Origin of the sequence: Campylobacter sp. JH32, from assembly GCF_017846535.1 — a bacterium.
GTDB lineage: Bacteria > Campylobacterota > Campylobacteria > Campylobacterales > Campylobacteraceae > Campylobacter_D > Campylobacter_D coli.
In genome coordinates this window covers 229,005-253,899 of sequence record NZ_JAEQBS010000001.1, presented here as the reverse complement: position 1 = coordinate 253,899, position 24,895 = coordinate 229,005, and the positions used below count along the sequence as shown (strand labels likewise).

General features: G+C 31.7%; 27 protein-coding genes and 1 riboswitch. Of the genes, 16 read left to right on the top strand and 11 right to left on the bottom strand.

The window, feature by feature from the left end; translation table 11 throughout:
- Nucleotides 1-26: 26 nt before the first annotated feature.
- The 3 genes from gpmI to KAR67_RS01265 all read left to right on the top strand — a co-directional run bounded on the left by gpmI (nucleotide 27) and on the right by KAR67_RS01265 (nucleotide 2,730).
- Complete coding sequence (gene gpmI / locus KAR67_RS01275; protein ID WP_002793620.1) at nucleotides 27-1,505, top strand: 2,3-bisphosphoglycerate-independent phosphoglycerate mutase; 1,479 nt, start codon at nucleotides 27-29, stop codon at nucleotides 1,503-1,505.
- Nucleotides 1,506-1,569: 64 nt separating this feature from the next.
- The gene (gene fabG / locus KAR67_RS01270; RefSeq protein WP_002782188.1) at nucleotides 1,570-2,313 is read left to right on the top strand and encodes a 3-oxoacyl-ACP reductase FabG; all 744 of its coding nucleotides are present in this window, start codon (nucleotides 1,570-1,572) and stop codon (nucleotides 2,311-2,313) included.
- Nucleotides 2,314-2,322: 9 nt separating this feature from the next.
- Nucleotides 2,323-2,730, top strand: coding sequence for a pyridoxamine 5'-phosphate oxidase family protein (locus KAR67_RS01265; protein WP_002778435.1), 408 nt, complete (start codon nucleotides 2,323-2,325; stop codon nucleotides 2,728-2,730).
- Between the two features lie 19 nt (nucleotides 2,731-2,749).
- Here KAR67_RS01265 and tenA read toward each other — a convergent pair whose 3' ends face one another.
- The gene (gene tenA / locus KAR67_RS01260) at nucleotides 2,750-3,415 is read right to left on the bottom strand and encodes a thiaminase II (RefSeq protein WP_052781430.1); all 666 of its coding nucleotides are present in this window, start codon (nucleotides 3,413-3,415) and stop codon (nucleotides 2,750-2,752) included.
- Between the two features lie 113 nt (nucleotides 3,416-3,528).
- Here tenA and acpP point away from each other — a divergent pair, with 113 nt between their 5' ends.
- The 9 genes from acpP (at nucleotide 3,529) to KAR67_RS01215 (ending at nucleotide 13,555) form a co-directional block, all read left to right on the top strand.
- Nucleotides 3,529-3,762 carry an acyl carrier protein gene (gene acpP / locus KAR67_RS01255; protein ID WP_002778438.1) on the top strand — a complete coding sequence of 78 codons (234 nt, stop codon included), beginning with the start codon at nucleotides 3,529-3,531 and terminating at the stop codon, nucleotides 3,760-3,762.
- A gap of 33 nt (nucleotides 3,763-3,795) precedes the next feature.
- On the top strand, nucleotides 3,796-5,010 hold the full coding sequence (locus tag KAR67_RS01250) for a beta-ketoacyl-ACP synthase II (RefSeq protein ID WP_002784557.1): 1,215 nt from the start codon (nucleotides 3,796-3,798) through the stop codon (nucleotides 5,008-5,010).
- A gap of 1 nt (nucleotide 5,011) precedes the next feature.
- Nucleotides 5,012-5,950, top strand: coding sequence for an acetyl-CoA carboxylase carboxyl transferase subunit alpha (accA, locus tag KAR67_RS01245; RefSeq protein WP_002778440.1), 939 nt, complete (start codon nucleotides 5,012-5,014; stop codon nucleotides 5,948-5,950).
- A gap of 474 nt (nucleotides 5,951-6,424) precedes the next feature.
- Complete coding sequence (locus tag KAR67_RS01240) at nucleotides 6,425-7,711, top strand: SLC13 family permease (RefSeq protein WP_162284705.1); 1,287 nt, start codon at nucleotides 6,425-6,427, stop codon at nucleotides 7,709-7,711.
- A 10-nt stretch (nucleotides 7,712-7,721) separates the two neighbouring features.
- Nucleotides 7,722-8,552: a hypothetical protein gene (locus tag KAR67_RS01235; protein ID WP_002778444.1), complete on the top strand. Its 831-nt coding sequence runs from the start codon at nucleotides 7,722-7,724 to the stop codon at nucleotides 8,550-8,552.
- 12 nt (nucleotides 8,553-8,564) lie between these two features.
- Complete coding sequence (locus tag KAR67_RS01230) at nucleotides 8,565-9,737, top strand: CaiB/BaiF CoA-transferase family protein (protein WP_002778446.1); 1,173 nt, start codon at nucleotides 8,565-8,567, stop codon at nucleotides 9,735-9,737.
- Between the two features lie 9 nt (nucleotides 9,738-9,746).
- Nucleotides 9,747-10,580, top strand: coding sequence for a CoA ester lyase (locus KAR67_RS01225; protein ID WP_002778448.1), 834 nt, complete (start codon nucleotides 9,747-9,749; stop codon nucleotides 10,578-10,580).
- A 242-nt stretch (nucleotides 10,581-10,822) separates the two neighbouring features.
- Entirely contained in the window at nucleotides 10,823-12,886 is a 2,064-nt protein-coding gene (locus KAR67_RS01220; RefSeq protein ID WP_002778449.1) for a TonB-dependent receptor, read from the top strand.
- 75 nt (nucleotides 12,887-12,961) lie between these two features.
- A complete protein-coding gene (locus tag KAR67_RS01215; protein ID WP_002784640.1) occupies nucleotides 12,962-13,555 on the top strand; it encodes an NUDIX hydrolase in 594 nt (197 codons plus the stop codon).
- 20 nt (nucleotides 13,556-13,575) lie between these two features.
- On the opposite strand, the gene KAR67_RS01210 is transcribed toward KAR67_RS01215, so the two are convergent.
- The 3 genes from KAR67_RS01210 to rpmB all read right to left on the bottom strand — a co-directional run bounded on the left by KAR67_RS01210 (nucleotide 13,576) and on the right by rpmB (nucleotide 15,288).
- Nucleotides 13,576-14,670, bottom strand: coding sequence for a methyl-accepting chemotaxis protein (locus KAR67_RS01210; RefSeq protein WP_002778453.1), 1,095 nt, complete (start codon nucleotides 14,668-14,670; stop codon nucleotides 13,576-13,578).
- An 11-nt stretch (nucleotides 14,671-14,681) separates the two neighbouring features.
- Nucleotides 14,682-14,897, bottom strand: a complete 216-nt coding sequence (locus KAR67_RS01205; protein ID WP_002778454.1) for a YdcH family protein — start codon at nucleotides 14,895-14,897, stop codon at nucleotides 14,682-14,684.
- A 196-nt stretch (nucleotides 14,898-15,093) separates the two neighbouring features.
- The gene (gene rpmB, locus KAR67_RS01200; protein WP_002778456.1) at nucleotides 15,094-15,288 is read right to left on the bottom strand and encodes a 50S ribosomal protein L28; all 195 of its coding nucleotides are present in this window, start codon (nucleotides 15,286-15,288) and stop codon (nucleotides 15,094-15,096) included.
- Nucleotides 15,289-15,426: 138 nt separating this feature from the next.
- Here rpmB and rpe point away from each other — a divergent pair, with 138 nt between their 5' ends.
- From rpe to thiC, 3 genes are all read left to right on the top strand, one after another.
- A complete protein-coding gene (gene rpe, locus KAR67_RS01195; protein ID WP_002783571.1) occupies nucleotides 15,427-16,074 on the top strand; it encodes a ribulose-phosphate 3-epimerase in 648 nt (215 codons plus the stop codon).
- Nucleotides 16,071-16,832, top strand: a complete 762-nt coding sequence (locus tag KAR67_RS01190; RefSeq protein ID WP_002780764.1) for a 3'-5' exonuclease — start codon at nucleotides 16,071-16,073, stop codon at nucleotides 16,830-16,832. The genes rpe and KAR67_RS01190 overlap by 4 nt, the downstream gene beginning before the upstream one ends.
- A gap of 22 nt (nucleotides 16,833-16,854) precedes the next feature.
- A riboswitch (TPP riboswitch) is annotated at nucleotides 16,855-16,959 on the top strand.
- 44 nt (nucleotides 16,960-17,003) lie between these two features.
- The gene (thiC, locus tag KAR67_RS01185) at nucleotides 17,004-18,296 is read left to right on the top strand and encodes a phosphomethylpyrimidine synthase ThiC (RefSeq protein WP_002780766.1); all 1,293 of its coding nucleotides are present in this window, start codon (nucleotides 17,004-17,006) and stop codon (nucleotides 18,294-18,296) included.
- Here thiC and KAR67_RS01180 read toward each other — a convergent pair.
- The 6 genes from KAR67_RS01180 to KAR67_RS01155 are packed head-to-tail and all read right to left on the bottom strand — an operon-like array spanning nucleotide 18,288 to nucleotide 22,466.
- Nucleotides 18,288-18,806 carry a hypothetical protein gene (locus KAR67_RS01180; RefSeq protein ID WP_002778460.1) on the bottom strand — a complete coding sequence of 173 codons (519 nt, stop codon included), beginning with the start codon at nucleotides 18,804-18,806 and terminating at the stop codon, nucleotides 18,288-18,290. The two genes, thiC and KAR67_RS01180, sit on opposite strands and share 9 nt — an antisense overlap.
- Nucleotides 18,803-19,327, bottom strand: a complete 525-nt coding sequence (locus tag KAR67_RS01175) for a hypothetical protein (protein ID WP_002780778.1) — start codon at nucleotides 19,325-19,327, stop codon at nucleotides 18,803-18,805. The genes KAR67_RS01180 and KAR67_RS01175 overlap by 4 nt, the downstream gene beginning before the upstream one ends.
- Entirely contained in the window at nucleotides 19,324-20,310 is a 987-nt protein-coding gene (locus KAR67_RS01170) for a hypothetical protein (RefSeq protein WP_002783572.1), read from the bottom strand. Before KAR67_RS01170 ends, KAR67_RS01175 begins: the two co-directional genes overlap by 4 nt.
- Before the next feature lie 8 nt (nucleotides 20,311-20,318).
- Nucleotides 20,319-20,942, bottom strand: coding sequence for a lysophospholipid acyltransferase family protein (locus KAR67_RS01165; protein WP_002778463.1), 624 nt, complete (start codon nucleotides 20,940-20,942; stop codon nucleotides 20,319-20,321).
- Nucleotides 20,926-22,227 carry a tRNA (N6-isopentenyl adenosine(37)-C2)-methylthiotransferase MiaB gene (gene miaB, locus KAR67_RS01160; protein ID WP_192801048.1) on the bottom strand — a complete coding sequence of 434 codons (1,302 nt, stop codon included), beginning with the start codon at nucleotides 22,225-22,227 and terminating at the stop codon, nucleotides 20,926-20,928. The genes KAR67_RS01165 and miaB overlap by 17 nt, the downstream gene beginning before the upstream one ends.
- Entirely contained in the window at nucleotides 22,224-22,466 is a 243-nt protein-coding gene (locus KAR67_RS01155; protein ID WP_002778465.1) for an HP0268 family nuclease, read from the bottom strand. The genes miaB and KAR67_RS01155 overlap by 4 nt, the downstream gene beginning before the upstream one ends.
- A 124-nt stretch (nucleotides 22,467-22,590) precedes the next feature.
- Between KAR67_RS01155 and nusA the strand changes: the two genes are divergently transcribed.
- Nucleotides 22,591-23,679: a transcription termination factor NusA gene (nusA, locus tag KAR67_RS01150; protein WP_002778466.1), complete on the top strand. Its 1,089-nt coding sequence runs from the start codon at nucleotides 22,591-22,593 to the stop codon at nucleotides 23,677-23,679.
- Between the two features lie 26 nt (nucleotides 23,680-23,705).
- On the opposite strand, the gene KAR67_RS01145 is transcribed toward nusA, so the two are convergent.
- On the bottom strand, nucleotides 23,706-24,893 hold the full coding sequence (locus KAR67_RS01145) for an MFS transporter (RefSeq protein ID WP_002780783.1): 1,188 nt from the start codon (nucleotides 24,891-24,893) through the stop codon (nucleotides 23,706-23,708).
- Nucleotides 24,894-24,895 lie beyond the last annotated feature (2 nt).

Here is a 24,895-nt window from a genome sequence, read left to right as displayed (position 1 = left end):
AAAAATTTCTTATAAAAGAGTAAAAAATGAGACAAAAATGTATTTTAGTTATTACAGATGGAATAGGTTTTAACAAAGAAAAAGATTTTAATGCTTTTGAGGCTGCTAAAAAGCCAAATTATGAGAGGCTTTTTAGAGAAGTACCAAATTCTTTAATTAAAACTAGTGGTTTAGCGGTAGGTTTGCCTGAAGGGCAAATGGGAAATAGCGAAGTGGGCCATATGTGTATAGGTAGTGGGCAAATTATCTATCAAAATTTAGTGCGTATTAATAAAGCTATAGAGAGTTGCGAACTTGAAAAAAACGCAAATTTAAAAAAACTTCTACAAAAATGCAAAAGAGTGCATGTTATTGGTTTATATAGCGATGGTGGGGTTCATTCTATGGATACACATTTTAATGCCTTGCTTGAAATTTGTGCCAAAAATGGAAATGAAGTTTTTGCACATGCAATTACTGATGGACGCGATGTAAGTCCTACAAGTGGATTAGAATTTATAAGAAAGCTAAAAAATCATTGTGAGGAAATAGGCGTGCATTTTGCTACGCTTTGTGGCCGTTTTTATGCTATGGATAGAGATAAGCGTTGGGAAAGAGTTAAGGAATATTATGATTGTTTATTAGGCAAGAGCAAGGGTGTGTCAAATTGGGTTGATTATATAGAAGAATGTTATCAAAATGAAACAACTGATGAATTTATTCAAGCGGCTAAAAACGAGAATTATAAAGGCATGCAAGAAGATGATGGATTGATTTTTGTTAATTTTAGAAATGATAGAATGAAACAACTCATCGAAGTTTTAAATTCTCAAAATTTCAAGGAATTTGAGCGAGAAAAAGTGTTTGAAAATTTGCTTACTATGAGTGTTTATGATGATAAATTTAATATTCCAGTACTTTTTGAAAAAGAAGAAATTAAAAATACACTTTCTGAAACCATCTCCAAAGCAGGACTTACTCAACTTCATACTGCAGAAACTGAAAAATATGCTCATGTTACTTTCTTTTTCAATGGAGGAAAAGAAGAACTTTTGGAAAATGAAACAAGGGTTTTAATCCCAAGTCCAAAGGTAAAAACTTACGACGAAAAGCCTGAAATGAGTGCTTTTGAAGTATGCGATGTGGTTAAAAAAGGGATAGAAAAGGGCGAAGATTTTATAGTGGTGAACTTTGCAAATGGTGATATGGTAGGCCATACAGGAGATTTTAATGCTGCCATTAAGGCTGTAGAAGCAGTAGATGTTTGTTTGGGCGAAGTGGTCGAGTGTGCAAGAAAGCATGATTATGCCTTTATCATTACAAGTGATCATGGAAATTGTGAAGCGATGCAAGATAAAAAAGGAAATTTATTGACCAATCATACAACTTTTGATGTTTTTGTTTTTGTAGAAGCTAAGGGAGTAGATAAGCTTAAGGAAAATATGGGACTTAGTAATATCGCTGCAAGTGTGCTTAAAATATTAAATTTAGAAATTCCAAAAGAGATGAATGAGGCTTTATTTTGATCTGTTTGCCTTTTGATATAGATTTTTGTTAAAATTTAATTTTATATTTTTTTTAAGGATAGAAATGAAATTTAGTGGAAAAAATGTTTTGATTACAGGTGCAAGTAAGGGTATTGGTGCTTCTATTGCAAAAACTTTGGCAAGTTTTGGATTAAAAGTTTGGATTAATTATCGCTCAAAACCAGAACTTGCAGATGCTTTAAAAGATGAAATTCTTGCGCAAGGCGGCAATGCAGCTGTGATTAAATTTGATGCAAGCAAAGAAGATGAGTTTGAAAATGGGATAAAAACTATAGTAGAAAGCGATGGAGAGCTTAGCTATCTTGTAAATAATGCAGGTGTTACAAACGACAAACTTGCCTTAAGAATGAAACTCGAAGATTTTACAAGTGTAGTGGATACAAATTTGAGTTCTGCATTTTTAGGTTGTAGAGAGGCTTTAAAAACAATGAGCAAAAAGCGTTTTGGTGCGGTTGTGAATATTGCTTCAATTGTCGGTGAAATGGGGAATGCCGGTCAGACTAATTATTCTGCGAGCAAGGGTGGAATGATTGCTATGACTAAATCTTTCGCTAAAGAGGGAGCAAGTAGAAATTTGCGTTTTAATTGTGTTACTCCAGGCTTTATTAAAAGTGATATGACAGAGATTTTAAGCGATGAAATCAAACAAGCATATCAAGATAATATCCCTTTAAAACGCTTTGCAGAACCTGAAGAAGTTGCAAATTGTGTAGCATTTTTATTAAGTGATTATGCTTCTTATGTGACAGGTGATGTGCTTAAAATTAATGGCGGATTATATATGTAAGGAAAGTATATGGACTTAAAAGAAATTGAACAATTTTTAGATGAAAATACTCCTGCGTTTTTGGCAACTTTAGGAACTTGTGGAAATCCTAGGGTTCGTCCTATGCAGAGCCCTTTACTTGTAGGAGATAGAATTTATTTTTGTACTTCTAATAATAAAGGACTTTTTAAGCATATACAAAATTATAATGGTATTGAATTTTGTTCTTGTTCTAGAGAGGGCGTTTTTTTAAGACTTAGAGCAAATGCAGTTTTTGAACCTAACGCAAAAGTTAAAGAGCTGATGTTTGAAAAATATCCTTATCTTGTAAGCCTTTATGAGAATCCACAAAATTCTAGATTTGAAGTTTTTTATCTTGATAATTTAAGTGCTAAAATGCAGTTTCCAAACGGAGATTTTAAACTTTATAAAGCTTAAAGCAAGGATTTTCCTTGCTTTAAATATCCATTTTCATTTGTAAAGCATGTTCCCAAAAAGCATTTTCTAAACGCACTACATTATAAAAAATTTCGCTAAGATTTTCAAATTTTTCTTGAGATATTTGTTGAGTATAAGAATTTAAAAAGTCTTCAAATTCTTTAATTGCACTTTGAAATTCATCTGAACTATAGGTTAAAATCCATTCTTTATAAGGGTGATTTTGAAGTTTTTCCTTGCCAAGTCTTTTATAAATTTCAGCTCCTATATAACCATAACCTATGGCACAAGCACTTAAAGCCACTAACATATCTAAAAAATCTCCACTTTCACCCACGCTTAACATATAGCGTGTGTAAGCTATATTGGTCAAACTTTCATCTTTAACATTTAATTTATCAGCATTGATGCCAAGTTTTAAAATACTTTTATGAAGTTCAATTTCTCCTTCTATAATGTAGTTTTGAAATTTCATTGCAAAGCGTAGTTCTTCGGCATTTTTTGCATTTAAGGCAAGTCGTGCATAGCATTTAGCATAATGGATGAGATAGATATAATCTTGTTTGAGATAAAAAAGAAAATTTTCTTCTTTTAAACTTCCATTTTCTAATTTTTTTACAAATTCATGATGTAAATATTCATCCCAAATGTGTGAATTTGTTTCAATAAGTCGAGAAAAAAGCATTTCTTACTCCTAAAATTCAATGGTTTTTTAAAGTATAGTCAAAAACTATAAATATTTTAAGTTTTTTATTGTAAAATACGCTTTATTTTAATTTTTATCAAGGAGATATATAAATGGCAACATTTGATGATGTAAAAGCAGTGGTAGTAGAGCAATTAAGCATTGATGCGGATGCTGTTAAGATGGAATCAAAAATCATTGAAGATTTAGGTGCAGATTCTTTGGATGTTGTAGAGCTTATTATGGCATTAGAAGAAAAATTCGAAGTAGAAATCCCAGATAGTGATGCTGAAAAACTAATTAAAATTGAGGATGTTGTAAATTATATCGAAAATCTTAAAAAATAATTTAAAAAAATTCACTTTACAAGGAGCTTGTTCTTGAAAAGAGTTGTAGTAACAGGTATTGGTATGATCAATGCCTTGGGTTTAGATAAAGAAAGTTCTTTTAAGGCGATTTGTGAAGGTAAGAGTGGTGTGAAAAAAATCACTCTTTTTGATACTACAGACTTTCCGGTTCAAATTGCAGCAGAAATTGAAAATTTCGATCCTCTAGAAGTAGTTGACGGTAAAGAGGTTAAAAAAATTGATCGTTTTATTCAATTGGGCATTAAAGCTGCTCGCGAAGCAATGCAAGATGCTAATTTTGATCAAAATTTAGACAAAGAAGAATTTGGAGTTGTTTCAGCTGCGGGAATTGGAGGTCTGCCAAATATAGAAAAGAATTCGGTTATTTGTTCTGAACGTGGCCCTCGTAAAATTTCTCCATTTTTTATACCTTCAGCTTTAGTAAATATGTTAGGCGGTTTAATTTCTATAGAACACGGACTTAAAGGACCTAATATTTCTTGTGTAACGGCTTGTGCAGCAGGAACTCATGCTATAGGGGAAGCATATAAAAGTATAGCTTTAGGTAATGCTAACAAAATGTTGGTAATTGGCGCAGAAGCTGCTATTTGTCCTGTAGGAATTGGCGGTTTTGCTTCAATGAAAGCTCTTTCTACTAGAAATGATGATCCTGCTCATGCTTCAAGACCTTTTGATAAAGAAAGAGATGGTTTTGTAATGGGAGAGGGTGCAGGCGCTTTGGTTTTTGAAGAGTATGAAGAGGCTAAAAAGCGTGGGGCTAAGATTTATGCTGAATTGGTTGGTTTTGGAGAAAGTGCTGATGCGCATCACATTACCTCACCTACATTAGATGGACCTTTAAGAGCGATGAAAAAAGCCTTAAAAATGGCAGGAAATCCAAAGGTAGATTATATTAATGCACATGGAACTTCAACGCCCGTAAATGACAAAAATGAAACAGCTGCAATTAAAGAGCTTTTTGGAAGTGAAATTCCAGCGGTTAGCTCAACAAAAGGACAAACAGGGCATTGTTTGGGTGCTGCAGGAGCTATTGAAGCGGTTATTAGCATCATGGCATTAGACAATGGAATTATGCCACCTACTATTAATCAATTTGTTAGCGATGAAGAATGTGATTTAGATTATATACCAAATGAGGCCAGAAAAGCGGATTTAAGAGTTGTGATGAGTAATTCTTTTGGCTTTGGCGGCACAAATGGTTGCGTGGTATTTAAAAAAGTAGATTGATATGGCTTCGTATTTAGATTTTGAAAAAAATATTCAGCAAATTGATGAAGATATTATCAATGCTCAAATTAAGGGTGATACCGAGGCTGTTGCTATACTTAAAAAAAATCTCGAAAAAGAAATTGCTAAAACTTATAAAAATTTAAGCGATTTTGGACGCTTGCAACTCGCTCGTCATCCAGATCGCCCTTATGCACTTGATTATATAGATCTTATTTTAAATGATGCTTATGAAATTCACGGAGATCGTGCTTTTAGAGATGATCCTGCTATTGTTTGTTTTATGGGGTATTTAGGAGAAAAAAAACTTATAGTTATAGGAGAACAAAAAGGACGTGGCACAAAAGAAAAGATCGCTAGAAATTTTGGTATGCCTCATCCTGAAGGTTATAGAAAAGCTTTAAGAGTGGCAAGACTTGCAGAGAAATTTCAAATTCCTATTTTGTTTTTGATAGATACCCCGGGTGCTTATCCAGGTTTGGGAGCAGAAGAACGTGGTCAAAGTGAAGCTATTGCTACAAATTTGTATGAACTTAGCGATTTAAAAACTCCTACTATAGCTGTGGTTATAGGAGAAGGAGGAAGTGGTGGAGCTTTGGCTATAGGTGTGGCTGATAAGCTTGCAATGATGAAAAATTCAGTTTTTTCTGTCATTTCTCCTGAGGGTTGTGCAGCTATACTTTGGAATGATCCTTCTAAAAGTGAAGCAGCAACAAAAGCTATGAAAGTTACTGCAGACGATTTAAAAAGTCAAGGCTTAATTGATGATGTGATTGAAGAGCCTATCAACGGAGCCCATCGCAATAAAGAAGCTGCTGCTGTTGCTATAGCTGATTATGTTAAAAAAGCCTTGGATGAATTAGAAAAAATAGATCCGCGAGAACTTGCTTCAAATCGCATGCAAAAAATTCTTCAACTTGGAGCTTTTAGCGAAAGCTAAAAACTCTACTTAATAAAAATATTCTTTAAAATTTCAAATTATTCTAAAAAATTAAAATTTTGACAATAAAGCAAAACCTACAAAAAGAAAAGTTCAATAAATATAAGAGATAAATAATGAATACTTTATATCCTTTATATCACAAATAAAACAATATAGAAGATGCAAAGAAGCATTTATACTTTTTAATGGATAAAAAATAATTTGACAAATGGGTAATATTGTAATAAAAATTTATTAATATTTAAAATATCACTTTTATATTAAAAATATATAAAAATGAAATATATGATTTTTTTTAAATTTGCTTAATTAAGTAACAATAAATTTAAAATATGAGAATATTAGTAACATTATTAAATAAAATTTTTATTTGTCAAAGATTTATTGATAAGATTTAAGTATTTTTTATTGGAAGTTAGTGGAAAATTATCTTAAAATTACTCAAGATAAGGAGCTAAATGATGGGATACTATTAATATTATTATTTTATTTTCCCTCATAATATCAATTGCTTTGGGCTATGTTCTTAAAGCAAATATCGGAGTCTTCGCGATACTTTCAGCCTTTATTGGGGCATACCTTTACGGTATAACACCAGAAAAGGTGATTAATCTTTGGAATGGAAGTTTAAGTTTATTTTTTATACTTCTTTCTATTACTTATTTTTATGGTTTTGCGATTGCAAATGGTACGCTAAACAATCTCGCGTTAAAAGCTGTGTATTCTGTTAGGAATAGACCTTGGAGTATTCCTATTGCACTTTATATTACAGTTATGGTATTTGTAGGAATTGGACCAGGACATTATGCAGGCTTTGCTTTTATGAGTCCTTTGGTTCTTTATATTGCTAGCAAAATCAAAATGAATAAGATTTTAGCAGCTATTATTATTTATTCTGGTTCCTGTGCAGGTGGATTTAATTCCTTTACCCTTGGTGGCAGAGTAACTTTTGATCTTATCGAAAAACTTGGTTATTCAGCAGAAGCTTCTGCAATAATGCAATTAAATTTAGGTAAAAATATGTTTATTGCACATACTTTGATTTTTATAATCGGATATTTTTTGCTAAAAGGTTATAAGGTGAAAATTACTTCGCAAATTACAAAACCAAAAAGACTCAATGCTGCACAATGGAAGACGATTTTTATTGTGTGTTTTGTTTTTGCGGTTATTATGATCCCATCTTTTTTTCTTGCTTTAAATCCTCATGATGAAACACTAAAAAAAGTAACTTCCATTTTTAACCCTGTTTTTGTTTCATTTCTTGGAATCGTTTTGGCAGTAATATTTGGAATTGGTAGTGAAAAAGAAGCATTTAAGAATGTGCCTTGGGATTTGATTTTCATGATTGGATCACTTTCTATGCTTATTGAGCTCAGTAAAACAACAGGCATAATGGAAAATATCACAACATTTATGAGTGCGCACGGTTCAAGTAGCAGTAATTGGCTTTATTATTTGCTTGGAATTTTATCTTCTTGTATGAGTGCGTTTGCCTCAAGCATGGGGGTGGTTATGCCAACATTTTTCTCTATCGTACCATCAATCAAAGCACTTGAGCCATCACTTGCATTTTCTATAATCGCAGTATTTGCAACATTTACTGGATATTCAAGTTTTTCAACAGGCGGAGCCTTGGTTTTGGCTGGTGCACAAGATGAAAGTGAAAAACGCTATCTTTTTATAAGATTGATAATATTGCCTTTAATTTTGGTAGTATTTGGTTTTGTATTATTATTTTTAGGTATTTTAAATTAAGGAGAAAAAAATGAGTTATGAAAATTTTATTGGAAAACAAGAAAAATTTACAGAAAACATCAATGAAAAACAGGTGCAAAAAATTGTTGCAACGCTACAATCTAAGCAATTAAAAAATGGCGATGCCCTTCCATATCTTTGGCAATGGTGCTTTTTTAATGAAGCACTAACTCCAGATAAATTAGGCAGAGATGGCCATCCTAAACTAGGACTAGATAAAAATAGCTTTTTTCCAAGCTTTGGTGAAGTCAATCGTATGTGGGCAGGAGGTAGATTTAACTTTATTGCTCCTTTGATTATTGGAGAAGATGCAACAAAAATAACCACAATAAAAAAGATTCAAGAAAAACAAGGAAAAAGTGGAAAACTTACTTTTGTTACCTTAGAGCACTGCTATTATCAAAAAGAGCAGTTAAAAATCGAGGAAGAACAGGATATTGTTTATAAACAACCAGCACCTCCAAAGCTTACGAGCGATGTAGTTGCTATGAATGCAGATTATTCTGAAAAAATGCAACCTGATTCCACGCTTTTGTTTCGCTATTCTGCTTTAACCTTTAATGGCCATAAGATCCACTATGATTTTCCTTATGCAACGCAAGTTGAGGGTTATCATGGTTTAGTTATACATGGTCCTTTATTGGCAACTTATATGATTAATTGCTTTGTAAAAAATCATCCCGATAAACAAATTATTAATTATAGTTATAGAGGTATGCATGCACTTTGTGTTCCTGATAGTTTTGCTGTGGAGTCAAAAATTATTGACAACAATACTGCTGAAGTATGGATAAATAAAAATGGATTTGTGGCACATTCTGGCACTATTCATTTTAAATAAAAAGGAGAAGAGATGTTACCTTTAGAAGGAAAACTAGTTTTAAGTATAGAACAAGCAATAGCAGCACCTTTTTGTACAAGGCAATTGGCAGATTTGGGAGCTAGAGTTATTAAAATCGAAAGACCTGAAGTGGGAGATTTAGCAAGAGGATATGATAAAAGAGTAGATGGCATAGCTAGTCATTTTGTATGGGTAAATCGTAGCAAAGAAAGTTTGGCTATTGATTTAAAAGATCCTGATGGGCTTGAATTTATCAAGACGATTTTACCAAAAGTAGATATTTTTGTACAAAATTTAGCATTTGGAGCATCTAAAAGATTGGGATTAGATTATGAAAATCTAAAAAAATATAACCCAAAGATTATAGTTTGCGATATTTCTGGATATGGCGAAGGTGGAAATTATGGGCATAAAAAGGCTTATGATCTTTTAATACAATCAGAAAGCGGCTTAGTTTCTATAACGGGTACGCAAGATGAATGTGTAAAAGTTCCAATCAGTATCGCAGATATTTCCGCAGGAATGTATGCTTATAGCGGTATTTTACAGGCATTATTATACTTAGAAAAAACGGGAAAGGGTTCTAGGGTAGAAATTTCCATGCTAGAATGTATGGCTGAATGGATGAATTATCCTCTTTATTACACCTATAAAAATGCAACTCCTCCAGAGAGAAAGGGTGCATTTCATGCAAGCATTACTCCATATGGTCCTTATAAGGCAAAAGATGGAGTTGTAATGTTTGGCTTGCAAAATCCAAGAGAGTGGGAAAGTTTTTGTAAAATTGTATTGCAAGATGAATCATTGATCGAGCATGAAGATTTTAAAAATAATACCTTAAGAACCAAAAATGCATCAAAAGTAAAAGAAATAATCGAAGATGCTTTCAAAAACCTTAGTGCAAAAGAAGTTGTAGATCGTCTTGATGAAGCAAAAATTGCAAATGGAAATGTTAACGAACTTAATCAAGTATGGGAGCATCCACAACTAAAAGCTAGAAATCGTTGGAGGGAAGTTGATAGTGAAGTTGGAAAAATTCCTGCACTTTTGCCACCTGCGACAAATAACAATTATGAAGCTAGAATGGATAAAATCCCAGCTCTTGGAGAACATACAGAATCAATTCTTAAAGAATTTGGCTTTTCTGATAAGATAAATTTATTCAAAGAAAAAAAGATTATCTAAGGATTTTATATGAAAGCCAAAAGTTTTTTATTTGTTCCATCAATTTTTCCAGAAAGATTTACAAAAGCTTTGCAAAGTGGTGCTAGTCAAATTATTATTGATTTAGAGGATTCTGTTGAAGTGGCAAAAAAAGAAGTTGGAAGAAAAAATATTGTAGATTTTTCAAGCCAATGTGCTAAAAATAATGATAAATTTCTTATAAGAATCAATGAAACAAAAAGCAAGGAATTTCAAAAAGATTTGTCTTTAATTTCAACTATTAAAGAATCTAATGGCATTATTGGCGTTGTATTGCCAAAAGCGCAAAGTTATGAGGATATAGATATGCTTAGCCAATTTGAACTTCCTATATTACCTATTATTGAAAGTGCGTTAGGAGTGGAAAATTTAGATGATATTGCTAGGCATCCGAGTGTTTTAGCATTAAGTTTTGGAAGTTTAGATATGACTTTGGATTTAAATTTGCAAGAGGGTGAGGGTAAGAATTTTATTTTAAATAGCATTAGAACACAGATTGTTCTAAAAAGCACAAAATACAATCTTTTATCGCCAATAAATGGAGTTTATCCTGATATAAAAAATATTGATGGATTAAAAGAGGATTTAATATTTGCAAAATCAATGGGGTTTGGGGGGTCTTTGTGCATTCATCCAAACCAAGTTGCACCAATTAATGAAGTTTTTAGCCCATCGGCCAAGCAAATTGCATGGGCAAAAGAAATTTTATCACTTAGGCAAAATAGCAATGATATTATTTTTAACTACAATGGAATGATGGTGGATCTACCCGTTATTAAGAAAGCAGAACAAATTCTGTTAGATAGCAATTCAAATCTCTCATAGGGAGATTTGAATAAATTATTTGTGTATAAATATAATACTTTTTTTAAGATATTTTATCCTCTTACTTGTCTTTAAAATAACTTATAATATTTCTAAAAAGCTATGTTTTGTGCAAATTTTAAGCTTTAAAATTGTTTTTATAATTATTATCAAAGTTAAGTAAATTTAAAGTCATTTTTATCTATACTTCAAAATTGATTTTAACTATCATAATAGCCTAATACAAGAAAGGAAAAAGGATAATGAATGCTAAAAAGCTTAAATTAAGCATTTTATGTTTTTGTTTGATGGGATTAGGTGAAATCAAAGCAGAAGAACAATACCAACTTGATGATGTGGTAGTGAGTGCAAGTGGTTTTGAACAAGACTTAGTGGATGCGCCTGCTAGTATTTCTGTTATTACTAAAGAAGAGCTTAGTAAAAAGCCTATTAAGGATATAGGAGAAGCAATTTCGGATATCCCGGGTGTTGATGTTACTATGAATAAAACCGGTACTTATGATTTTAGCATACGAGGTTTTGGAAGTTCTTACACTTTGGTTTTGATTGATGGAAAGCGTCAAAGCGTTGCTAATGGTTTTTATGATAATGGTTTTGGCGGTAGCGAATCAGGATATTTACCACCCGCATCTATGATAGAGCGTATCGAGGTGATACGCGGACCTGCTTCTACACTTTATGGTAGCGATGCAGTAGGTGGGGTAATAAATATCATTACTAAAAAAAATCCCAATAAAACCGAAGCGAATATAGAATTTAGCACCCTTTTACAGCAGCATTCTAGTAAATATGGAAATGCGGGTGGTTTTAATGCTTATGTGGCTACACCTTTGATTGAAGATACGCTTTCAATTTCTGCTAGGATTAAGTATTATGATAAGGCAGCTTCTGATTTAAAATGGCCTACGCCAGTTTGGAGTAATGGTACTCAAAGACCTGAAAATTATCAAATCGCAAGTCATAGTCCTGGATATTTTACGAGTTTAGGTTTTGGATCAAGACTGAATTGGACTGTAGATGATAGCAATAATGTTTATTTAGATGTTGAGCGTTATATCAATGAAATTTCAGTAAATTCCACAAGTAGTAGTGCTATTAAAAGCGAAAGGCAATTGTTTAAAGACAATGTCGTTTTAAATCATGATGGAAATTATGAATTTGGAACTACAAATTCATACTTACAGTATGGTAGTACTAAAGATAAAGATCTGCATAGTCAAATTTGGGTAGGAGAAGGAAAGGTTGTCTTGCCTTGGAATTTGGATAAATATGGAAATTTAGTAAGTACCTTTGGAACAAGAATAGACTATGAGACACTCAAAAACGATCAAGAAAGTGCAGGTAGCGAAATAAGGGGTAAAAATCTTGATCAAACTACGGTTGCACTTTATGGCGAGGGTGAATATTTTATCAGTGATGATTTGATTTTTACTACAGGCTTGCGTTATATTTATAGTGATTTGTTTGATTCTGAAGTAACTCCTAGAGTATATCTTGTTTATCATTTAAATGATAATGTTGCTTTTAAAGGAGGTGTAGCTATGGGTTATAAAACTCCAGCAGCAAAACAACTCACCAATGGTTATTATAATTATAGCAATAATGGTGCTTCTTTTGGAAATCCTGATTTAAAACCTGAAGAAAGTACAAATTATGAGCTAGGAGTTGATTTTAGAATATTTGATTTTGCTCATTATTCTATTACAGGATTTATTACTGATTTTAAAAATCAAATCAGTAGCGAAGAGTTAACAGGAATGTACAATGGTATTGATTGTGCCAATGGTGTTACATGCGAACGTTCTATCAATCTTGGTAAAACACAAACTAGGGGTATAGAATTGGCTTTCAATACAAAACCTTATAAGGGTTTTAGTGTTAATTCAAGTTATACTTTTATGGATAATCGCTACAAGGATGGACAGACAAATTGGTTTGGTGGAGATAGAATAGAAAATTTACCAAGACATATTGCTATGTTAAAATTAAATTACGAGCAAGGAAAATTTAGCTCTTATGTTAAAGCGCGTGCAAGACTTGATACTATAGCCAGATCAAAAGGTGGTGGCAGTGGCACTTTGCCATGGCAAAAATATAAGCCTTTTTATATAGTGGATTTGGGAGTAAATTATAAAATCGATAAACAATCAAGTTTGAGCTTTACAGTGCAAAATCTTTTTGATAAAGATTTCTTTGATCCGCAAGTTACAAGATGGGATGGTGCTAATCCAGGAGGTTATGCAAATCGCTATCAAGATTATACAGAAGGAAGAAGTTTTTGGTTAAGTTATAAATATGATTTTTAAATTGAAAAAAAGAGTGTCTTAACTTAAAACAAGTAAAAACAAAGTATAATGAAGAAAAAATAAAGGCTTTGTTTTATGATATTTAAAAATTTAAAAGAGCTTCCTTTTTGCGAGTCTAATTATATTAAACCCAAAAGATTTAGTTATGAGAGCAATGGAAAGTTTTGTACTTGGGATTTTATAGAATCCAAAGATAGCGTTTCAATTCTTTTATATCATAAAGAATTGAAAAGCTTTATTTTTGTTCGTCAATTTCGCATACCGCTTTGGTATCATCAAAAGCAAGATAAAAACTATCATAAAGATGAAAATATGGGCTATACCATAGAACTTTGTTCAGGGCTTGTAGATAAAGATTTACCCTTAGAGCAAATAGCCAAAGAAGAATGCATCGAAGAATTAGGCTATGCCCCTAAAGAATTTGAAAAAGTAGGCGACTTTTATACAGGTTTTGGTTCGGGGGTTAGTAAGCAAAGTTTTTATTTTGCAATTGTAGATGAGAATGACAAAATTTGTGATGGTGGCGGGGTTGATGACGAGCAAATAGAGGCTGTTTTTGTAAAGATCAATGAATATGAAGAATTTTCTAAAAAGATAATCCATACACCTTTGCTTGATTTTGCTTATTTGTGGTTTTTAAAAGAAAAGAAAGAACTTTGCCTTAAATAAATAAGGCAAAGAATTTTGGATTAATTTGCTTCATTAAGCATTTCTTTAAATACATCAAATAAATGCAAAGACGCATTTTCAGCATTCTCACATTTTTTGATAATTGCATCTTGAGTATTGCTTAAGCTTACATCTTCTGTGTTTGCGATGCGGATAGCGCTATTCATATTTTCATGTACTTTTTGATGTGGCTCATTGATTTTTATAAAGCTTTTGCTATCGCCAAATCTTTCTTTTCCGGTACTTGCTACCCATTTACCTAAACGACAACTTGTATGATCGGCTAATTCTTGTCCAGATTTTGCAAAAATTTCTTTATATCCATTAAGTTTAAATGCTATATGATCAAGTTTTGCCAAAGATACAAATGCTTCTGAGGCAATACCTACAGCATTCGAATTTGTAGAGTGTGCTTCGTTGACTAAGTGGGTAAATTTTTCTGAAAAACTCATAATGTGTGCGTTAGAATTAATAGAAATTTTTTCCACTTGCTCACTTTGGGTATACATTTCATTTGCATTTTGTTTTAGAAGATTGATATTCATTTCCACTTCTGTTGTAGCTTTTTGAGTTTTTTCAGCTAACTTTCTAACTTCATCCGCAACAACAGCAAAACCCCTACCATGTTCTCCTGCTCTAGCAGCCTCTATAGCAGCATTTAATGCTAAAAGATTGGTTTGATCGGATACATCTTTAATAAGGTTAATTACATTTGTAATCTCATCAACGCTACGATGTAAAGTTCCTGCAACATCGCGTGTTTTATTAGCTGACTCTGTGATATCACCCAAAGAAGCGTTTATAGAATTGGCTATATGGTTTAATTCATCCATTTCAGCTAGTGAAGTTTTGGAATAATTAGAAATAATTTCAGCTTTATTAACATTTTCAAGCATATCACTTTGGACTATGGTAATATTTTTCAAAACACCGCCTAATAATACATTTAAAAGATCGGTTTTTAACTTTGACTCTAAAGCTTCTTGCTCTAAGAGTGAAATTTTATCTTTTAACTCTAAATTTTCAGCCTTGATTTTCTCAAGCTGCTGAGTAAGATTTTGGTTTTCATTCTTGATATCTTGAAGCTCTGTATGATTTATTTTACTTCCAAACATATTTTTTTACCCTATTTTTTATAGTTTGCTAGATATTGGTTTAACTGATCTTTAATATGTAATTTTTCTTTTTTAAGATTTGAAATTTCAATATCACTTAATAAATTTCTTCCTTCTTCTGCATCTTTAATTTGATCGTCAAGTTCATTATGGCGCTCAAATAATTTATCAAAATGCGCATCTTTTCCTTTTAACTCTGACATAAGTTCACGATATTCATGTAACATAAAATTCTCCTTAAAAATTGATACAATTTAAAAAATATTAAACGATATGTTACATTATAACTAATTAAATGATATTTTTGGCTTAAAAAATGCTAAATAATTCAATAAATCTTAAATATGTTACAAATTAGCGATTTGTTAAATTAAATAATTATAATGAAGATTTTTAAGTCATTGAGGACGAATCCTCAAGAGTTTATTTAGAGTTTTGTTTTTTTAAAGTTCTTAAAGTAGAGGCAGCAATTCTCATTTTTCTTGTAGTGCCATCTTCTAGGGTTACACGAACTGTTCTAAGATTAGGTAAAAAGCGTCTTTTTGTTTTATTGTTAGCATGGCTGACATTATTACCCACCATTGGTCCCTTACCTGTGATTTGACATATTCTTGCCATATTTGCATCCTTTGGAAATTTTAAATCAAGATTTTATCAAATTTAAGCTTAAAATATTCAAATATTTATACTATTTTTAATTTATAAATAGATAAAATGTTTTTCTTTAAAATTTTTTACTTTAACGAGGCTAAGCTTATGTATGTAGCTCCGAGTTTATTATCGGCCAATTTTTTAAAACTAGAAGAAGAGATTAAGGCAATTGATGAAGCAGGAGCTGATCTTTTGCACATTGATGTTATGGACGGGCATTTTGTTCCAAATTTAACCTTTGGACCCTGTGTAATAGAAAAAATTTCAACCATTACCGAAATACCTTTAGATGTCCATTTAATGGTAAAAGATGTGGGTAAATTTGTAGATCTTTTTATCCCTATCAAGCCTAAATTTATTTCTTTTCATATAGAAAGTGAAGCCCACCCTATACGACTTTGCGAGTATATAAGAAGTCAAGGAATCCATCCTGCTATTGTTTTAAATCCACATACTCCTATAAATTCCATAAAACATATGATAGACTTTGTAGATATGGTGCTTTTAATGAGTGTTAATCCTGGCTTTGGCGGACAAAAATTTTTACCTTTAGTATATGATAAAATCAAAGAATTAAGAAGACTGATCGATGAAAAAAATGCTAAGGTTTTTATAGAGGTTGATGGCGGGGTTAATGGCTTAAATGCAAGCGATTTAGAAGCTGCGGGAGCAGATATTTTAGTCGCTGGAAGTTATATTTTTTCTTCAAATGATTATAAAACTTCAATTTCATCTTTAAAGCTTGAATTTTGAGTTTGCAGCAAGTTGATCAGATTATTTCTATCTTAAGTAAGCAAAGTAAGCCCTATGAGTGGGTAATTAAAGAATTTAAAAAGATTGAAGAATTAAAAGATTATGAACTTGATTTAGAAACTTTTGAGCTTTTGGGTTTGGGTTTGACTTTGGATAAAAATAATATTTTTACCTTGCAAACGCGTACAAAAAAGATCAAAGAAGAAATTTTTTGCATTGTAGATATAGAAAGTACAGGCGGGATTAAAAACGGACAAATTTTAGAAATAGGTGCAGTTAAGATAAAAAATTTGCAAGAAATCGATCGTTTTAGCTCTTTGGTACAGGTAAAAGAAATTCCTGAAAATATTACAGAACTTACAGGAATTAATTTAGACATGGTAAAAGATGCACCGAGTTTGACTAAGGTTTTAAATGATTTTAGACTTTTTTTAAAAGACAGTATTTTTGTCGCACATAATGTGCGTTTTGATTATGGTTTTATTTCCAAGGCTTTAAATGAGTGTGGTTTTGGAATTTTGCTTAATCGTCGTATTTGCACCATAGAATTTGCGCAATGCTGTATAGAAAGTCCAAGATATAAATTAGATGTTTTAAAAGAGCTTTTAGGGATAAAAAATGCCCACCATAGAGCTTTAAACGACGCTTTGGCTGCGGCTGAAATTTTTAAACATTGTCTTGGCAAACTCCCTTATCATATCAAAACCACTGAAGAACTTATAAATTTTACCAAGACTTCTCGCATAAAGCAAAAATAAAATATTTAAAGAGTATAATTAAAACATAAATGACGGGAGCTTGTGATACAGGCTGAGAGTAAGCTAAAAGCTTAGACCGAACCGGAACTAGATAATGCTAGCGTCGGGAAGATTTATACTTTCTACAATTTACTTGCACCCTCATTTATCCAAATTTTTCAAAGGATAAATATGAAAACTCAAATGCTTTATGCCAAAGAAGGTATTTTTACCAAAGAAATGGAGATTGTTGCTCAAAAAGAAGAAGTAAGCAAAGATTTTTTGCTTGCAAATATAGCTTGTGGTAAGATTATCATCCCTGCTAATATCAATCATAAAAGTCTTGATCCAAATGGTATAGGACTTGGACTTCGCACTAAGGTAAATGTAAATTTAGGTGTTTCAAATGATTGTGTTGATTATAGTGAGGAGATGAAAAAAGTAGAGCTTGCTCACAAATTTGGAATCGAAGCTATTATGGATTTAAGCAATTATGGCAAAACAAGTCGTTTTAGAGATGAGCTTATCGCAGTTTCAAAAGCTATGATAGGAACAGTTCCAGTTTATGATGCGGTAGGATTTTTAGAAAAAGATCTAAAACAAATCAGCGCTAGGGATTTTTTAGATGTGGTTTATCATCATGCAAAAAGCGGGGTTGATTTTATGACTATACATGCGGGTATAAATTCGCGCGCGGCTAGAGTTTTTAAAGAAAGCAAAAGACTTACTAATATAGTTTCTAGAGGAGGATCAGTACTTTATGCGTGGATGGCTATGAAAGAAGCTGAAAATCCTTTTTTTGAATACTATGATGATTTGCTTGAAATTTGTTTAAAATACGATGTGACACTATCTTTAGGTGATGCTTTGCGTCCAGGATCTACACATGATGCAAGTGATGCAGCGCAAATTTCTGAACTTATCGAATTATCTTTACTCACTCAAAGAGCGTGGGAAGCAGGTGTTCAAGTAATGATAGAAGGACCTGGACATATGGCAATTAATGAGATTGAAGCTAATATGCAAATTGAAAAACGCATTTGCAAAGGCGCTCCTTTTTATGTTCTAGGACCTTTAGTTACGGATATTGGTGCTGGATATGATCATATAAGTGGAGCTATCGGTGGTGCTGTGGCTGCTGCTGCGGGTGCTGATATACTTTGTTATGTAACTCCTGCTGAACATTTAAGATTGCCTAATTTAAATGATGTTAGAGATGGTATAGTAGCTACTAAGATTGCAGCTCATGCAGGGGATTTAGCTAAGCTTCCAAAAGAAAGAAAAAGAGATGATGAGATGAGTAAGGCGAGACAGGATATCGACTGGGAGAAAATGTTTAAACTTGCCATTGATGGCGAAAAAGCTAAAAAAATGTTTAACGAAAGACGCCCCGATGATCTAAATTCCTGCTCTATGTGTGGAAAAATGTGTGCTATGAATACAATGAATCAGGTCTTAAAAGGCGAGAATGTAAGTCTAGTTTGAGTAAATTTGCACATTAAGATTTATCATTATCCCATGATCACTAGCCTTTAAGGTCATGGGATAATCAATCTTTACAAGATTGTTATATTGAGCTAAGGCATCTATGAAGTCATATAAGCGTCTAGGATTATTTATCGATGCTCGGATGTTGATTCTATGGGTAAGATATTTTTCTTTTTTATCTAGTTTAAGTTCTGTTATTTGGATATTTTCAAAGTATTTTTCTAAAAAATTTTGAAAGTGCGTGAGATTGAATTGTTGTTCAAATTGCTCTAGACTTTTATTATTTTCTGTTCTTAAGGCGCTTATTTTATTTTCACTAGTATCTAGCTTAGCTTTTGCTGCATTAAATATAGCTGCTTGCGAATTTTTTCTTAAATGGGTTTGTTTGTAATCTTTCAGCACAGGCAATAATAAAAATAAAATCAAAGCAGTACATACAGTAATAAAGCTTAAAACATAAATAACAATCTTTAAAATATTTAATTCTTCAAGACTTTTATCTTTCATTGTAAAACTCCTGAATTTTGTTTACTTATGCTAATAAAGCGATACCAGCCATTGTTTAAACGATAATAAGTTGTAAAACTTTGATCAAAAATACTTTTTAGCGGTGTTTCTAAAAGTAGGGCAAACATTTCTTTTGTTGGCGTAACTCCTATAAGTTTTAGAGAATTTTCTTCTTGTTCTATACTTTCAAGAGTGATTCCATCGGTTTTAACTATTATATCAAAAAGATTTTTTAAGCTATTTTTGAAAGCTTGATTTTGAGTGTGAAAGGTATTTGCAATTTTACTTTGTTCTAGAAGAATATCATATAATTTTCCGTTTTCTTGTGTTTTATTTTGAAATTGCAAAACTTGTTCTTTTTGCTCTTCTATAAAATTATGCGTTAATGCGATTTGAGTAAGATATAGAAAATATACCGCAAAAATAAAAACTATACCAAAACTAAAAAGCCCAAACCATATTTTGTCAAAGAGTGTAAAGATAGGTTTTTTTCTAGGTTGTATGAAGCTATAGCTTTTCACTGAAGCTCCTTTTGCATAAGTTCTATGATTGAATCTAAGGTATTGATTGGCTTAGACTCAATTTCCAGTAAAGTTTCTTCTTCTAAAAATTCAATAGCACTTTGATCAAGCTCTTTGGTGCTAAGGATTAAAGCCTTATCGATAAACGCACTTGGATATTTGTCATCTTTATAAAATTTTTCAATACTTGTAACAATATGACGACAAAGTTCTATGTCGTTTCCAAATTGATCCATTTCTTCAAGATCAAATTTATCTTTGCCATCCAAAAACTCTGAATCATTCTCATTATTTCCTAAAATATTATCAAATTGATCAAGAGCGTTAAGCTTATCTTCTAGGGTTTCATTAAAATTATCAAGCGTTACTTCAGTATCATTTAATGTATCTTCGCCTAAGTTGTCTAAATTCTCTTCTTGATGTCCAAATTCTAGATCCAATTCTTCTTCAAAGAAAATGATATCTCCATATAAAATTTCAATACCTCGGCAAATTATAAGAGTTAGAATATGCTCATGCTTATAGGCGTAAAGAGTTATTTTATCGCTGTTTGGTTTTTCTTTTAAAATATTATGATAAAGTATAGCAAAAGGAGAGTATAAAAAATCTAAACCACCATAATCTTCAAACAATTCATTAAAGTATTCTATGTGTTCTGTTGCTGTGTATATCAAAGCATTATTTAAAGCGATGGATTTTAAGCTCATTTTACCTACATTAAAACGCTCAAAATCCTTGTCGTTTTTACTAGGAATCAAACCTTGCTCTTTGACATTTAAAAATAATGCTGTGTGATAAAATAAAAATTTGCTATTGAGTGTTTTTACATATTCTAATAATTTTTCACTCTTATCAAAGGTTTTTTCATTACTACTTATAAGTTTGTGATTTTTATATATAGAAGTTTTAAGGATGTTTTTTTTATCTTCTAAAATAATACTTGTGAAAAGTTGTGGTAATATTTTTTTAAGTAAAAATAACATTTTATTCCTTAAAATTTATCCATTTGTTCAATTTTTTTAAAATGTTCAAGTAAAAAAAATTTAGCTTGATCTTTATCTAAACTTGAAATATCCAAGGGTTCGCTAAGCCTATAGACTAAATGAGTAAAAGGCTTAGGTAAAATCATTTTATCCCAACTTTTAAATTCCCAAAAATTTCTTGCCTCATAGTTTAAAATTCTTATTTTAACATTTTTTTTCTGTGCAAGCAATACCGCTCCATCTGAAATGCTATGATAAGGTCCGCGTGGCCCATCAGGAGTAATGACTACATCATGATTTTCATCTAAAATTTTAAAAGCACTTCGAAGAGCTGTACTAGCTCCTTTTGAAGTGCTTCCACGCACGGTATCTAATCCAAACAATTTGATAATTCTAGCAATTTGCTCCCCATCTCTATGATGAGAGATCATAACATAAGCTTTTTTTCCTTTTTTGCCAAAATGCCTAAATGCGAAAGGCATAAGGGCAAGACGCCCATGCCAAAAAAGTATCACATTAGAAATTTGATCAACTTTATCACCTTTGTAGGTTTTTTTACAAGTAAGAAAAATCAACCATTGTAGAATGAAAACTAAGCGTGCTATAAAAGCTATTTTAAATGATTTCCCCATATAAAACCATACGCTTTGCATTAGTAATTTTTACTTCTTTAAAAGTTCCTAAGAGCTCTTCGCTGCCTTCAACTTGCACTAGAAAATTATTATCTGTTCTACCCACGATAGCATTGCCTGCTCTTAATTCTTCAAAAAGAACTTTAAAAGTTTTATTTTCTTGTTTTTTAACAATATCGTCTAAAATTTCATTATGACGAGCCTGTAGAGTACTAAGTCGATTTGAGGCTATCTCTTCATCGATTTGATGTGGCATGGTAGCAGCTTTGGTTAAAGGGCGTTTAGAGTATTTAAAAGAAAACATTTGTTCAAAGCGTACTTTTTCTAAAACCTCCATGGTTTCTTCAAAGTCTTTATCGCTTTCTCCTGGAAATGCAACAATAATATCTGTGGATATGCTAACATTTGAGCAAAGTTCTCTTAATTTTAATGCCCTATCTAGATACCATTCTTTGGTGTAACCACGCTTCATAGCTTTTAAAATTTGACTTGAGCCACTTTGCAAAGGCATATGCATTGATTTACAAACTTTTGGATTTTTGGCAAATACTTCTAAAAATTTATCGTCCATATGTAGAGGATGAGGACTTGTAAAACGGATGCGCTCTAATCCTTCTATGGTGCTAAGTTCTTCTAAAAGATCTGAAAAATCCATTTTTTTGTGTTCATTTCTAAATCTTTTACCATAATTATTGACATTTTGTCCTAATAGGAAAATTTCCTTAGCTCCTTTATCTACTGCTTTTTGTGCTTCTTTATAGATGATATTTAAAGGAATGGAAATTTCATCTCCTCTTGTATGGGGAACTATACAATAAGTACAATGCTTATCACAACCTATAGAGATATTAATATATGATTTATAAATGCTATTTCTAAAATCCCCAAAAGCGAATTCACTCTCATCATAATCTATATCAACGCTCATAAATTTAGGAGTGTTAACAGCTTGGGTAATTTTAGAAATATTCCTAGCTCCTAGTACAAAATCCACATAAGGAGCACGACGAAAGATTTCACTCCCTAAATGAGAAGCTGTACATCCACAAACTCCTATTTTTGCGCCTGATTTTTTAACCTTTTCAAAGCCACCCACTTCTGAAAAAAGCTTATGCACAGGCTTTTCACGCACAGAGCAGGTATTGATAAGTATCAAATCTGCTTCTTTAATATCTTCTGTTAAAGTATAATTATCTTTTTGCGTCAGTTCTGCTATCATATGTTCAGAATCTCTGACATTCATTGCACAGCCTAAGGTTTGAATAAAAAGTTTTTTCGAGCTCAAAGAATATGAACCTCATACATAAAATCATTACTATCTAAACCATATCTGATAGTTCTATGATAAACACTTAAGCCTTTTTTTTCAAAGTGTTCAACCAAGGCAATAAGATCTTTGTGTGAATTTTCTTTATCAAAATAAAAAAACTTTTGTCCTTCTTGATTTACAGCCTCTTCAATTTTAGCTAGACTAATATTTTTAGGCTCTTCATTGATTAAATTTCTTGCCAATTTTAAATCCATATTATATCCTTAGCGTCTTTTAAATCTATAATTTTATCAAATTTTACTTTTAATTAAACTTATTAAAGATATACTTTTAATCTACTTTCTTAAAAAAATCCCAAAAGAAAAGGTATCGATAATTATGGAAAGAATCGCAGACATTATAGAAAGCATTGCGAATGAGAAAAATTTAGATATAGAAAGCGTGAAAGAAAAAGTTATTATAGCTTTGATAAATACAGCAAAAAGAATTTATGGGCAAGAATATGACTTTTTTGTAGATAGAAAAAATTTAAATCTTTATCAAAAAATTACAGTTGTGGCTGATAATGACGAAAGATTGAATGAAAATAAAGAAAGTTATATTGAATTTAGCAAGGCTAAAAAAGAAGCGCCTGATGTTGAAATTGGTGATGAGCTTACCTATGAATGTTCTTTAGAAAATTTAGGAAGAACAGCTGTAAATATTTTACATAAAGAATTAGAATACCATATACAAAAACTACTTGAGCAAACCATTTTTGAAAAATATAAAAATAAAGTCGGTCAAATGGTTTTTGGAAATGTTGTGCGAATTGATAATGAGGAAAATACCTATATAGAAATCGATGAGCTAAGAGCTTTTTTACCTAGAAAAAATCGCATCAAGGGTGAAAAATTTAAAGTGGGCGATGTTGTTAAAGCTGTGATACGCCGTGTTTATACGGATAAGGGTATTAAAATGGAGCTAAGTCGCACAAGCCCTAAATTTTTAGAATGTTTACTTGAAGCAGAGGTGCCTGAAATTAAAGATGGATATGTAAGCGTAGTTAAATGCGCTAGAATTCCTGGAGAAAGAGCGAAAATTATACTTCAAGCAAATGGGGCAAATATTGATCCTGTGGGAGCTACTGTAGGTGTAAAAGGGGTTAGAATCAACGCTGTGAGTAAAGAATTACATAATGAAAATATAGATTGTATTGAATTTAGCAATGAACCTGAAATTTTAATCGCAAGAGCTTTAGCACCTGCTATAGTGAGTTCTGTAAAAATTGAAAATGAAAAAGCAATTGTAACTCTAAACAGCGAGCAAAAGAGTAAGGCCATTGGAAAAAGCGGTATTAATATTCGTCTTGCGGGTATGCTTAGTGGATATGAAATCGAACTTAATGAAGTGAATGCTCGCACCACAAGCAATACTTTAAGTAATGAAGAAGCCTTGAAAAACTTGCAAGATTTATTTAAAATTTAATCTTTTAATTTGTGAATTTGTAAAATTCACAAATATTTCTTATCAAACCATCTCCAATAAAAAGCCGCAAATATAAATACCATTCCAAGTAAAGCCGTGATTGTAGCAAGCTTAAAACCTTGTTCAAACAATAAGCCCATGAGTTGAGAAATAAGAGCGCTAAAGCTAAGATAAACCATATCTGTATAAGCAATCACTCTGCCATAGTAAGTTTTATCACAATTTTTCTGAATCATAGTATAAGTATAAGCCCAAAGGGATGAGGTACAAAATCCCGCAGCAATAAGGCCTATAAATGAAATATAAAAATTAAACTGGGTTAAAGCCCAAAGTATAATTCCTAAACCTTGACCTAAGTATAGAAAAAATACATTTTTATTGTTTGTGATTTTACTTAGAAAAATAGGACCAAAAGCTAAAGCTAAAGCCCTTATTGCATTTAAAAACCCTATAACCAAAGCAGCGGATAAAACTTCTTTGTATTCGTGTTGGGCTAATAAAGTTACGAGTGTTTCATAAGCGGTAAGTCCTATAAAAGCGTGCAATATAATAAGATGAAGGATAATTTTATTTTGTAAAACATATAAAAAACCTTCTTTAATCAGAATAAAAAATTTATTTTGAATTTTTTGTTTAAAATGAGGAATATGAAGTTTGGTTAAAAATAAAATTCCAATAATTATCAGACAACAATCAAACAAAAAGGCCGCTTTAATGCCAAAGAAATTGATAAAAATTCCCGCACTTGCCATACTTGCTGTATAAGAAACCGCCCAAATTACACTATGCATCTCATTAGCAAGCTTGAGTTCTTTTGGATTTAAAATTTTAGCTAGCAAGCTCATTTCAGCTTGAAAATAAATCGAAGCCACGCAAAGTCTAACAAAAATTAAAATAAATAAAAGCCAAAGCATGCTAAGACTGGTTACAAAGATAAGGCAGAAAATAGAAACAAGTTCTATGCTAATCATACTTAACAAAAGCTTTTTGGGTTTATTTTTTTCTACTATAACTCCATTAATAGGAGCAAGCAAAACTCCTGGTAAAAAAGCAAGCATAGCGCTTGTAGCCGTTGCCCAAGTAGGAGCGTTAAGGCTTACTAAAAGAGTAAAAACACCTGTTTGGGAAAACCAAGCGCCAAAATACACGATAAATTGTACTAAGGTTAGTATTCTAATATTTTTATTATTTTTCAATAAGTCAATATAATTCATAA

Excerpts from the sequence above, each read along its gene's own strand:
- gpmI (WP_002793620.1), top strand. The coding sequence starts at position 27 with ATGAGACAAAAATGTATTTTAGTTATTACAGATGGAATAGGTTTTAAC.
- fabG (WP_002782188.1), top strand. The coding sequence starts at position 1,570 with ATGAAATTTAGTGGAAAAAATGTTTTGATTACAGGTGCAAGTAAGGGT.
- KAR67_RS01265 (WP_002778435.1), top strand. The coding sequence starts at position 2,323 with ATGGACTTAAAAGAAATTGAACAATTTTTAGATGAAAATACTCCTGCG.
- tenA (WP_052781430.1), bottom strand. The coding sequence starts at position 3,415 with ATGCTTTTTTCTCGACTTATTGAAACAAATTCACACATTTGGGATGAA.
- acpP (WP_002778438.1), top strand. The coding sequence starts at position 3,529 with ATGGCAACATTTGATGATGTAAAAGCAGTGGTAGTAGAGCAATTAAGC.
- accA (WP_002778440.1), top strand. The coding sequence starts at position 5,012 with ATGGCTTCGTATTTAGATTTTGAAAAAAATATTCAGCAAATTGATGAA.
- KAR67_RS01235 (WP_002778444.1), top strand. The coding sequence starts at position 7,722 with ATGAGTTATGAAAATTTTATTGGAAAACAAGAAAAATTTACAGAAAAC.
- KAR67_RS01230 (WP_002778446.1), top strand. The coding sequence starts at position 8,565 with ATGTTACCTTTAGAAGGAAAACTAGTTTTAAGTATAGAACAAGCAATA.
- KAR67_RS01225 (WP_002778448.1), top strand. The coding sequence starts at position 9,747 with ATGAAAGCCAAAAGTTTTTTATTTGTTCCATCAATTTTTCCAGAAAGA.
- KAR67_RS01220 (WP_002778449.1), top strand. The coding sequence starts at position 10,823 with ATGAATGCTAAAAAGCTTAAATTAAGCATTTTATGTTTTTGTTTGATG.
- KAR67_RS01215 (WP_002784640.1), top strand. The coding sequence starts at position 12,962 with ATGATATTTAAAAATTTAAAAGAGCTTCCTTTTTGCGAGTCTAATTAT.
- KAR67_RS01210 (WP_002778453.1), bottom strand. The coding sequence starts at position 14,670 with ATGTTTGGAAGTAAAATAAATCATACAGAGCTTCAAGATATCAAGAAT.
- KAR67_RS01205 (WP_002778454.1), bottom strand. The coding sequence starts at position 14,897 with ATGTTACATGAATATCGTGAACTTATGTCAGAGTTAAAAGGAAAAGAT.
- rpmB (WP_002778456.1), bottom strand. The coding sequence starts at position 15,288 with ATGGCAAGAATATGTCAAATCACAGGTAAGGGACCAATGGTGGGTAAT.
- rpe (WP_002783571.1), top strand. The coding sequence starts at position 15,427 with ATGTATGTAGCTCCGAGTTTATTATCGGCCAATTTTTTAAAACTAGAA.
- thiC (WP_002780766.1), top strand. The coding sequence starts at position 17,004 with ATGAAAACTCAAATGCTTTATGCCAAAGAAGGTATTTTTACCAAAGAA.
- KAR67_RS01180 (WP_002778460.1), bottom strand. The coding sequence starts at position 18,806 with ATGAAAGATAAAAGTCTTGAAGAATTAAATATTTTAAAGATTGTTATT.
- KAR67_RS01170 (WP_002783572.1), bottom strand. The coding sequence starts at position 20,310 with ATGTTATTTTTACTTAAAAAAATATTACCACAACTTTTCACAAGTATT.
- KAR67_RS01165 (WP_002778463.1), bottom strand. The coding sequence starts at position 20,942 with ATGGGGAAATCATTTAAAATAGCTTTTATAGCACGCTTAGTTTTCATT.
- KAR67_RS01155 (WP_002778465.1), bottom strand. The coding sequence starts at position 22,466 with ATGGATTTAAAATTGGCAAGAAATTTAATCAATGAAGAGCCTAAAAAT.
- nusA (WP_002778466.1), top strand. The coding sequence starts at position 22,591 with ATGGAAAGAATCGCAGACATTATAGAAAGCATTGCGAATGAGAAAAAT.
- KAR67_RS01145 (WP_002780783.1), bottom strand. The coding sequence starts at position 24,893 with ATGAATTATATTGACTTATTGAAAAATAATAAAAATATTAGAATACTA.